Consider the following 10307-nt stretch of genomic DNA (forward strand, 5'->3'; position numbering starts at 1 on the left):
CCGGGTTTATGAAACGACCGTGCGCGGCGTCAGGCCTTGAGGTATTCCGCCCGCGTGGCCAGCCAGCGCTCCAGGTGGGCACGGGCCGCGGCCGGATGCCGCTCCATCAGCAGCGGCGCAACGCGGCGCGCGTGCTCCAGCAGCGGGGCGTCCTGCGAGAGGTCGGCGAAGCGCAGCAGCGCGTCGCCGCTCTGGCGCGCGCCCATGAACTCGCCGGGGCCGCGGATCTCGAGGTCGAGCCGTGCGATCTCGAAGCCGTCGTTGGTGTGCGCCATGGCCTTCATCCGGGCCTTGCCGCCGGCCGACAGCGGCGCCGTGTACAGCAGCACGCAGATGCTGGCCACCGCGCCGCGCCCCACGCGCCCGCGCAGCTGGTGCAGCTGCGACAGGCCGAAGCGCTCGGCATGCTCGATCACCATCAGGCTCGCATTCGGCACGTCGACGCCGACCTCGATGACCGTGGTGGCTACCAGCACCTGCAGGCGGCCGGCGGTGAACTCGGCCATCACCGCCGCCTTCTCGGCGGCGGCCATGCGGCCGTGCAGCAGCCCCACGCCGCGGCCCGGCAGCGCCGCGCACAGCTCGGCGTGCGTCTCGGTCGCGTTGCGCAGGTCGAGCGCCTCGGATTCCTCGATCAGCGGGCACACCCAGTACACCTGCCGGCCGTTCGCGACCTCGTCGGCGATGCGGCCGACGACCTCGTCGCGCCGGTCGTCGGCGAACACCTTGGTCAGCACCGGCGTGCGGCCGGGCGGCAGCTCGTCGATGGTGCTCACCGCCAGGTCGGCGAAGTACGTCATCGCCAGCGTGCGCGGGATCGGCGTGGCGCTCATCATCAGCAGGTGCGGCTCCAGCGTGCTGGCCTCGAGCTTCTCGCGCAGCGCCAGCCGCTGCGCCACGCCGAAGCGGTGCTGCTCGTCGACGATCGCCAGGCCCAGCCGGTGGAAGGCGACGTCGTCCTGGATCACCGCGTGCGTGCCGACCACCAGCCCCGCTTCGCCGGAGGCGACCATTTCCAGCATCTGCCTGCGGCCCTTGCCCTTGCGGCTGCCGCTGAGCCAGGCCACGCGCACGCCCAGCGGCTCCAGCCACTGCACCAGCTTGCGGAAATGCTGCTCGGCGAGGAGTTCGGTCGGGGCCATCAGCGCGCACTGCCAGCCGGCGCCGATCGCCACGGCGGCCGACAGCGCCGCGACGACCGTCTTGCCGGAGCCGACGTCGCCCTGCAGCAGCCGGTGCATCGGCTGCGGCCGCGCCAGGTCGGCGGCGATCTCGTTGCAGACCCGCTGCTGCGCACCCGTCAGCACGAAGGGCAGCGCGGCCAGCAGGCCCTCATGGAGGCCGCCCGGCCGGGGCGTCAGCACCGGGGCCTGCAGCCGTGCGCGCTCCCGCTTCGCCTCGAGCTGGCTGAGCTGCTGCGCCAGCAACTCCTCGAACTTCAGGCGCTCCCAGGCCGGGTGGCTGCGGTCCTCCAGCGCCGCGAGCGGCGTGTGCGGGGCGGGGTGGTGCAGCAGCTGCAGCGCCTCCTTCAGGCTGGGCAGGCCGGGCGGCAGCACCTCGGCCGGCAGCACCTCGGCGAGCGGCGCGCGCGCGAGCGCGCCGGCCACCGCCTTGCGCAGGTAGGCCTGGGGCAGCTGCGCGCTGGCCGGGTACACCGGCGTCAGCGCCTGGGCGAGCGGAGTGTCGGCCTCCACGGCCTTGACCGCCGGATGCACCATCTCCCGGCCGAAGAAGCCGATGCGCAGCTCGCCGCGCACGCGCACGCGCTGGCCGACCGGCATGGCCTTCTGCTGCGAGGGGTAGAAGTGCAGGAAGCGCAGCGTCAGCTCGCCGCTGTCGTCGGCGATGCGCACGACGAGCTGCCGGCGGGGATGCGTTTCGATGCGGTGCTCGCGCACGACGCCCTCGACCTGCACCGTGCCGCCCTCGCGCGCCTGCGCGATCGGCAGGTTGCGCGTCTCGTCTTCGTAGCGCAGCGGCAGGTGCAGCGCGAAGTCGATGTCGCGCACCAGGCCCAGCTTGCGCAGGGCACGCTGGGGCGCAGACAGCGCCACCGCCGCGCGCGGGGTCGTCTCTTTCGTCGCGCGGTCGGCGGCAGGGGGCATGGAACAATTGTGCCGCTCCGTACTCAGTACAGGCCGGTCCCGCCTGCTGCCCATGTCTGTCCCAGAACGCCGATACACCCTCAGCGATTTCGATTTCGAGCTGCCGCCCGAACTCGTCGCCCAGCACCCCGCCGCGCAACGCAGCGCTTCGCGCCTGCTGGACGGCACCGGCGTCGCGCCGGTCGACCGGGTGTTTCGCGACCTGCCCGGCCTGCTCCAGCCCGGGGACCTGCTGGTGTTCAACGACACCGCCGTCATCAAGGCGCGGCTGCTGGGTGTCAAGGACACGGGCGGCGCCGTCGAGGCCCTGGTGGAGCGCGTGCTGCCCGGCCACGAGGTGCTGGCCCACCTGCGCGCCAGCAAGTCGCCCAAGGCCGGCACGCGCGTGCGCTTCGCCGATGCCTTCGACGCGGACGTGCTGGGCCGCGGCGGCCCGGACAACTCGCTGTTCCACCTGCGGCTGCCCGCCGAACCGCTGGCGCTGCTCGCGGCGCACGGGCACGTGCCGCTGCCGCCGTACATCACCCATGCCGATGATGCGCAGGACGAACAGCGCTACCAGACGGTGTTCGCCAGCCGGCCCGGTGCGGTGGCGGCGCCCACGGCGTCGCTGCATTTCGACGATGCGGTGCTGGCGGCGCTGCAGGCGCGCGGCGTCGGCTCGGCGCGCGTCACGCTGCACGTGGGTGCCGGCACCTTCCAGCCGGTGCGCACCGACGACCTGTCCGAGCACCGCATGCACAGCGAATGGTTCGAGGTGAGCCAGTCCACCGTCGACGCCATCGCCGCGACGCGGGCGGTGGGCGGGCGCATCGTCGCGGCCGGCACGACCACGCTGCGCGCGCTCGAATCCGCGGCGCTCGGCGGCACGCTGCAGGCCGGGGCGCGCGAGACCGCGCTGTTCATCACGCCGGGCTTCCGCTTCCACGCGGTGGACGTGCTGCTGACCAACTTCCACCTGCCCAAGAGCACGCTGCTGATGCTGGTCAGCGCCTTTGCCGGCTACGAGCATGTGCGCGCCCTCTACCGCCATGCCATCGAGGCGCGGTACCGCTTCTTCAGCTACGGCGACGCGATGCTGCTGCAGCATCGCCCTAGCTGAGCGAAGGCCCAGCGGCCTCGGCGGCGGCCGGGCGGCTGCGACAATCCCTCGATGCTCCAGTTCGATCTCCTGGCCACCGAAGGCCACGCGCGGCGCGGCCGCCTGCGACTCAACCACGGCGTCGTCGAGACGCCGATCTTCATGCCGGTGGGCACCTACGGCACGGTCAAGGGCGTGAGTTCACGGTCGCTGCACGAGATGGGCGCGCAGATCATCCTCGGCAACACCTTCCACCTGTGGATGCGGCCAGGGCTGGACGTGATGTCGCAGTTCGGCGGCCTGCACCGCTTCGAGGGCTGGACCAAGCCGATCCTCACCGACAGCGGCGGCTTCCAGGTCTGGAGCCTGGGCGAGATGCGCAAGATCAGCGAGGAAGGCGTCAAGTTCGCGTCGCCGGTCAACGGCGACCGCCTCTTCCTGACGCCCGAGACGAGCATGCAGATCCAGACGACGCTGAACAGCGACATCGTCATGCAGTTCGACGAGTGCACGCCCTACGAGACCAAGGGCCACATCACAACCGAGGCGGAAGCGAAGTCGTCGATGGAGTTGAGCCTGCGCTGGGCGAAGCGTTGCCAGGCCGAGTTCGCGAAGCTGAACAATCCCAACGCACTCTTCGGCATCGTGCAGGGCGGCATGTTCGAGCACCTGCGCGAGGCCTCGCTCGACGCGCTGGTCGAGATGGACTTCCCCGGCTATGCCGTCGGCGGCGTCAGCGTCGGCGAGCCGAAGGACGAAATGCTGCGCATCATGGCGCACACGCCGCACCGCTTGCCGGCGCGCAAGCCGCGCTACCTGATGGGCGTGGGCACGCCGGAAGATCTGGTCGAGGGCGTGGCGCAGGGCGTCGACATGTTCGATTGCGTGATGCCGACCCGCAACGCGCGCAACGGCCACCTGTTCACCCGCTTCGGCGACCTGCGCATCCGCAATGCGCGCTACAAGACCGACGAGCAGCCGATCGACCCGAGCTGCCGCTGCATGGCCTGCGCGGGCGAGCCCGGCACCGGCACGGGCGCGGTGAGCCGCGCCTACCTGCACCACCTGGACCGTTGTGGCGAGATGCTGGGGCCGATGCTCACCACGATCCACAACCTGCACTACTACCTGAACCTGATGCAGGAGATCCGCGATGCGCTCGACGAAGGGCGCTTCGAGGCCTTCCGGGCGCAGTTCAAGTGGGATCGGGCGCGGGGCGTGTAGCGTCCGGCGTCAGGCGCAGGGGGCCGCATGCTGCTGCGCTGGATCAGGCATCTGCTGCAATGGGCGCTGGCGTTGCTGGTCCTGTTCGAGGAATGGGGCTGGGAGCCGCTGCAGCGTGCGCTCGCGCGGCTGGCGCGTTGGGGCTGGATCGCGGCGCTGGAACGGTGGGTCGCGTCCTTGACGCCCCACGGGGCGCTCGTGCTGTTCGTCGCACCGACCGCGCTGCTGCTGCCGGTGAAGCTGCTGGCGCTGGGACTCGCGGGCCGCGGCCATGTCGCTGCGGCGCTGGGCATCATCGTGCTGGCGAAGGTCGTCGGCACCGCCGTGGTGGCCCGGACCTTCCAGCTCGTGCGGCCGGCCCTGATGCGGCTGGCCTGGTTCGCCCGCGGCTATGCCGCCTGGGAGGGCTGGAAGACCCACTGGCTGGCGCGCGTCCGGCGCTCCTGGCCCTGGCGGGCAGCGGCGGTCGCGCGCCGCGCGGCGGCCCGGCGCCTCGCCCGCTGGCTCAAGGCGTGAGGCGCCAGCGCCCCGGGGCTCACCAGAACTGCCATTGCCCGGTACGCACAACCCAGATCCCCAGCACGCCGTTGGTCACGGCGTGGGCGATCACCGGCACCCAGAGCTTGCCGGTCCGCACGTACAACAAGGCATAGGCCAGCCCGGCCACGATCGCAGCAAGCCAGAGGGTGTGCGCCAGCATGAAGACGAAGGTCGACAGGACGACGGCCTTCAGCCCGGCACGGCGCGGGTCCACGGTCTCGAACTGCGGCTGGGCGATCCAGCGCATCAGGAACGAGCGCCAGAACAGTTCCTCCATCACCGGCACGAGCAGCGCGGCGCCGACCCACCGCACCGCGATCAAGGGCCAGTCCAAGGCGCCGTCCGCGCGCACGGGCACGAAGCCGGCGGTGGCCTCGCCGAGCGTCATCCATTCGGCGTCGAGCATGATCCACAGGCCGAACACCGCCAGCCCGACCCCCACGGCCAGCCCGGCTTCCGCGGCCGTCGGCCGGTTCTGCCGGGCCAGCTCACCGTAGTCGCGCCAGAACCAGAGCAGCAGGCCGCCGACCAGCACCACCGTCAGGCCGTAGATCCATCGTGGATCCATTCCCCAGGAACCGTCTGGCGGCACCGCACCGCGCAGGGCGAGCAGGAGCATGAAAAGCGCGAAGGGGGCGATGCGCAGGACGGCGGCGCGTTGGAGGGGCATGGGGGTTTATCGGGCTGGTAAGGCGGGAAACGAGGGAGTATGCGCAGTCAAATTGCGGCCACATGGCGGTCATGCCCGCGCGGCACACTGCAGACGTGCGTTCTGGAGATCAGAATCCCGAGGCAAAAACAGGGGTCTGACACCCGGATATTTGAAACGATATGTGTCAAAATTCACGCGATTAAGTTCCCTTAGAAGGGCTTGCGAACTGCATTTTCTCGTTGCATGGCGCGGGTCGGCACGCAGCGGGCGGACTTTGCGACGGGGGGCGAGGCACTCCCGGGTGTCGGGGCTCCTCAACTCTTGCTACAGCTTTCTGGCTGCGCGCAGGTCAAAATGAACTAACAAACCAATGTAGGGTGGGGGGTGAACTTGAGACCCGGCAGGACAGATGCGTCCAACACGATCATCGGAGCGACATTCGAGCCGCACCGCATGTCGGCGTCAGGCGGGGTTCCAGGAACCGAAACCGCCCGGCCCCGGCTGTTCAAGATCCGCGGTGCGGATTCCCATGGCCAGCGCAGCTCGGCCAACATATTGATCAAGCGCCGCTATGCATGGCGCGGCTACCAGAACGCAGGGCTGCCCGACCAGCAGACGCCCAACCGCATCACGCTGACGGCCACCGACCACGACGCCATCATCGGAACCATCACCGTGGGGCTCGACAGTCCCGAGGGGCTGCACGCGGAAGACACGTTTGCCGAAGAGATCGCCACGCTCCGGCGGGCGGGTAGGCGCATCTGCGAGTTCACCAAGCTGGCGATGGATCCTGTGTCTGGTGCGAAGCAGGTGCTCGCATCCCTGTTCCACGTCGCGTACATCGTCGCTTACCGCTTCAAGGGTTTCGACACACTTCTGATCGAGGTGAATCCGCGGCACGTGGGCTATTACACCCGCATGCTCGGCTGCACGGTGCTGGGGCAGGAGCGCCTGAACCGCCGCGTCAACGCGCCTGCGGTTTTGCTGCATCTGGATTTCAGTTATACATTGCAGCAGATTGGCCGGTTTGGCGGCAAACCTGAACTGGCATCTTCAGAGCGATCGTTGTATCCCTATTCTTTTTCCCTTTCAGAGGAAGCAGGGATCATCAGCCGGCTGCAGAAATCGAATTGGTCGACGGAGCGGCCCGCGATTTAAGTCGTCAGATATCGAAGCTGGAGCCTGCCGTCGCCTGGAGGGCCTGCTCGACCACGGAGCGCGCCAGCGGCGCCGCGAAGGTCTCGATGAAGGCATAAGTGTAGTCGCGCAGGAAGCTGCCGCGGCGCACCGCCAGCCGCGTCATGTTGGCCGCGAACAGGTGCCGTGCGTCCAGCGCCGTGAGATGGTGGTCGCGCTCCTCGTCGTAGGCGATGGCGGCCACGATGCCCACCCCCAGCCCGAGTTCCACGTAGGTCTTGATCACGTCCGCGTCCATCGCGGTCAGCACGATCTGCGGCGCCAGCCCGTGCCGGGCGAAGGCGTCGTCGATGTGGCCTCGGCCGGTGTAGCCCGCCTCGTAGGTCACGAGCGGATACTTCGCCAGCGCCTGCAGCGTCAACGAGGCTTCCTGCGTCAAGGGGTGGCCCGGCGGCACGACGACGGCGTGTGTCCATCGGTAGCACGGCAGCGCCACCAGTTCGTCGTAGTGGGTCAGCGCTTCCGTGGCGACGCCGATGTCGGCACTGCCGTCGAGCAGCATCTGCGCGACCTGCTGCGGGGAGCCCTGGTGCATGTGCAGCGTCACTTCCGGGTGCGTGATCCGGAAATCCCGCACCGCGGTCGGCAGGGCATAACGCGCCTGTGAATGCGTCGCGGCGATCGTGAGCGTGCCGCGGCCGGCACGCGCGAAATCGTCGCCCGCCCGCCGGAGGTTGTCGGCTTCCAGCAGCATGCGTTCGACGATCGGCAGCACCATCGCGCCCGGCGCGGTGAGGCCGGTCAGCCGCTTGCCGGCCCGCACGAACAGCTCGATGCCGAGCTCTTCCTCCAGTTCACGGATCTGCCGGCTGACCCCAGGCTGCGAGGTGTGCAACGCTTCGGCCACCGACGTCAGGTTGAATCCCTGACGAACGGTTTCCCGGACGGATCGCAGCTGCTGAAAGTTCAAGGCGTGAACCCTGCTTTATGAGGTCACCGCATTTTGAAAGCCGTTCTTATGTGGAAGAACTATTCATTGCGCTTAACCATAGTCGGGCAATGCATAAGGCTCAACCGGCCGCAGCGATGACGCCGCCGCCCAGGCAGATGTCGCCGTCGTAGAGCACGGCCGACTGGCCGGGGGTCACCGCCCATTGCGGCTCGTCGAAGCGCAGCCCGAAGCGTCCTTCGGCGCGCGCTTCGAACGCGCACGCGGCGTCGCTCTGGCGGTAGCGCGTCTTCGCGTGGCAGCGCAGGTCGGCCGGCGGGTGGCCGGCGATCCAGCTCGTGTCGTCGGCCACGAGGGTCAGCGATTGCAGCCAGGGATGCGCATGGCCCTGCACCACCACGAGCACGTTGCGCGCGAGGTCCTTGCGCGCAACGTACCAGGGGGCGTGCTCGCCTTGCGGGCCCTCGGTCGATTTGACCCCGCCGATCCCCAGCCCCTGGCGCTGGCCCAGCGTGTAGAAGCTGAGGCCGACGTGCCGGCCGAGCCGGCGTCCCTGCTCGTCCTCGATGGCGCCCGGCGCGTGGTTCAAGTAGCGGTTGAGGAACTCGCGGAACGGCCGCTCGCCGATGAAGCAGATGCCCGTCGAGTCCTTCTTCTTCGCGTTCGGCAGGCCGATCTCCTGCGCGATGCGGCGCACGTCGGTCTTGTGCAGCTCGCCGACGGGGAAGAGCGTCCGGCTCAGTTGCGCCTGCGTCAGGCGGTGCAGGAAGTAGCTCTGGTCCTTGCTCGGATCCAGCCCCTTGAGCAGTTCGAAGCGCCCGTCGCCTGGCCGCGCGTGCACTGGATCGAGCACGCCGCCCTGCGGCGCCACGCAGCGCACGCGCGCGTAATGTCCGGTGGCGATCTTCTCGGCGCCCAGCCGCATCGCGTGGTCGAGGAAGGCCTTGAACTTGATCTCCGCGTTGCACAGCACGTCCGGGTTGGGCGTGCGGCCGGCCGCGTACTCGCGCAAGAACTCGGCGAAGACGCGGTCCTTGTACTCGGCGGCGAAGTTGACGTGCTCGAGCTCGATGCCGATCACGTCGGCCACCGCGGCGGCGTCCAGGAAGTCCTGCCGCGAGCTGCAGTACTCGCTGTCGTCGTCGTCTTCCCAGTTCTTCATGAAGATGCCGACGACCTCGTGGCCGTGCTGCTTCAGCAGCCACGCGGTCACGGCCGAGTCGACGCCGCCCGACAGGCCGACGACCACCCGTTGCTTGTTCGCTGTTCCCATGCCCGGGATTGTCCCGCGCCGGGCACGCGGCCGCTCTGCTGCGCGCGAGCGGCCCCGGGCGGCGTCAGCGTTTGACTTCGGGTGCGAAGACGGTGGCGTCGACCGTCAGCATCTCCATCGGGTAGCGCTGCCCGCTCAGGTGATCTTCCAGGCAGCGCAGCACCAGCGGGCTGCGGTGGCGCGCGCGGCTGGCCCGGATCTCGTCCGCGGTCATCCACAGCGTGCGCAGGATGCCTTCGTCGAGCACCCAGCCCGGCGCCGGCTCGCTGGCCCGGCCGGCGAAGGCGATGCGCAGGTAGGTCACGTCCTCGCCCGTGGACGGACGGTTGAAGCGCGACAGGTAGATCCCGAGCACGTGTGAAGGCTCGAAGCTGCAGCCCGTTTCTTCCAGCGTTTCCCGGATGGCGCCCTGCATCGGCGATTCGCCCGGCTCGAGGTGGCCTGCAGGGTTGTTGAGGCGGATGCCTTCGGAGGTTTGCTCCTCGATCATCAGGTAGCGGCCCTCGTGCTCGATCACGGCAGCGACGGTCACGCTCAGCTTGCAGCGGTCGTTCGGCATCGCGGCATGGTAAAGCCGGCGGCGCGGCCTTGCTTGGCGTGAACCATGCGGCGGCGCGCGAAGGAACTTGTGTAAGCTCTACTGCAATACGCGCAAAAAACGCGCAACACATTCCATTGCATCGAGGAGGAGACCTCATGTTGATAGGCGTACCGCTCGAGACGGCGGCGGGGGAAACCCGTGTGGCCGTCACACCCGAGACGGCCAAGAAGCTCATCGCGCAAGGCCACGACGTGCATGTCCAGGCCGGTGCCGGCGTGGCGGCGAGCGCGACCGACGAGGCCTATGCGGCCGTCGGGGCGCTGGTCACCGATCGTGCGGGGGCCTTCGCGGCCGATCTGGTGCTCAAGGTGCGCAGCCCGGCGCCCGACGAACTGGCCTTGATGAAGCCGGGCACCGCGCTCGTCGGCATGCTCAATCCGTTCGACCGCGACGGGCTCGCCGCGCTGGCCGCGGCAGGGCTGACCAGCTTCGCGCTGGAAGCCGCGCCGCGCACCACGCGCGCCCAGAGCATGGACGTGCTCTCCAGCCAGGCCAACATCGCCGGCTACAAGGCCGTGATGATCGCGGCCGACAAGTACCAGCGCCTGTTCCCGATGCTGATGACCGCGGCCGGCACCATCAAGGCCGCGCGCGTGGTGATCCTCGGCGTGGGTGTGGCGGGGCTGCAGGCCATCGCCACGGCCAAGCGGCTGGGCGCGGTGATCGAGGCGAGCGACGTGCGGCCCTCGGTCAAGGAGCAGGTCGAGTCGCTGGGCGCCAAGTTCATCGACGTGCCGTACGAGAC

At 69.3% G+C, this 10307-nt stretch carries 10 protein-coding genes; 5 read left to right on the forward strand and 5 right to left on the reverse strand.

Annotated elements, in window-relative coordinates:
* Positions 1–29: 29 nt before the first annotated feature.
* Entirely contained in the window at positions 30–2105 is a 2076-nt protein-coding gene (gene recG, locus V4F39_RS27080; protein WP_332293360.1) for an ATP-dependent DNA helicase RecG, read from the reverse strand.
* 52 nt (positions 2106–2157) lie between these two features.
* Here recG and queA point away from each other — a divergent pair, with 52 nt between their 5' ends.
* The 3 genes from queA to V4F39_RS27095 are packed head-to-tail and all read left to right on the forward strand — an operon-like array spanning position 2158 to position 4926.
* Positions 2158–3207: a tRNA preQ1(34) S-adenosylmethionine ribosyltransferase-isomerase QueA gene (queA, locus tag V4F39_RS27085; protein WP_332293361.1), complete on the forward strand. Its 1050-nt coding sequence runs from the start codon at positions 2158–2160 to the stop codon at positions 3205–3207.
* A gap of 51 nt (positions 3208–3258) precedes the next feature.
* Complete coding sequence (gene tgt / locus V4F39_RS27090; RefSeq protein WP_332293362.1) at positions 3259–4410, forward strand: tRNA guanosine(34) transglycosylase Tgt; 1152 nt, start codon at positions 3259–3261, stop codon at positions 4408–4410.
* Between the two features lie 27 nt (positions 4411–4437).
* Entirely contained in the window at positions 4438–4926 is a 489-nt protein-coding gene (locus V4F39_RS27095) for a hypothetical protein (RefSeq protein WP_332293363.1), read from the forward strand.
* 19 nt (positions 4927–4945) lie between these two features.
* On the opposite strand, the gene V4F39_RS27100 is transcribed toward V4F39_RS27095, so the two are convergent.
* Entirely contained in the window at positions 4946–5620 is a 675-nt protein-coding gene (locus V4F39_RS27100; RefSeq protein WP_332293364.1) for a CAAX prenyl protease-related protein, read from the reverse strand.
* A 435-nt stretch (positions 5621–6055) separates the two neighbouring features.
* Here V4F39_RS27100 and V4F39_RS27105 point away from each other — a divergent pair, with 435 nt between their 5' ends.
* Positions 6056–6760 (forward strand): N-acyl amino acid synthase FeeM domain-containing protein, encoded by a 705-nt coding sequence (locus tag V4F39_RS27105; protein ID WP_332293365.1) that lies wholly within the window; start codon positions 6056–6058, stop codon positions 6758–6760.
* A 4-nt stretch (positions 6761–6764) separates the two neighbouring features.
* On the opposite strand, the gene V4F39_RS27110 is transcribed toward V4F39_RS27105, so the two are convergent.
* From V4F39_RS27110 to V4F39_RS27120, 3 genes are all read right to left on the reverse strand, one after another.
* Positions 6765–7709 carry a CysB family HTH-type transcriptional regulator gene (locus tag V4F39_RS27110; protein WP_332293366.1) on the reverse strand — a complete coding sequence of 315 codons (945 nt, stop codon included), beginning with the start codon at positions 7707–7709 and terminating at the stop codon, positions 6765–6767.
* A gap of 100 nt (positions 7710–7809) precedes the next feature.
* Positions 7810–8961, reverse strand: a complete 1152-nt coding sequence (mnmA, locus tag V4F39_RS27115) for a tRNA 2-thiouridine(34) synthase MnmA (protein WP_332293367.1) — start codon at positions 8959–8961, stop codon at positions 7810–7812.
* Between the two features lie 64 nt (positions 8962–9025).
* A complete protein-coding gene (locus tag V4F39_RS27120; RefSeq protein WP_332293368.1) occupies positions 9026–9520 on the reverse strand; it encodes an NUDIX hydrolase in 495 nt (164 codons plus the stop codon).
* Between the two features lie 137 nt (positions 9521–9657).
* Here V4F39_RS27120 and V4F39_RS27125 point away from each other — a divergent pair.
* Positions 9658–10307 (forward strand): Rossmann-fold NAD(P)-binding domain-containing protein (locus V4F39_RS27125; RefSeq protein WP_465251527.1); only part of this gene is annotated, 650 nt, incomplete at its 3' end.

It is taken from the genome of Aquincola agrisoli (assembly GCF_036621135.1).
Lineage (GTDB): Bacteria > Pseudomonadota > Gammaproteobacteria > Burkholderiales > Burkholderiaceae_C > Aquincola > Aquincola agrisoli.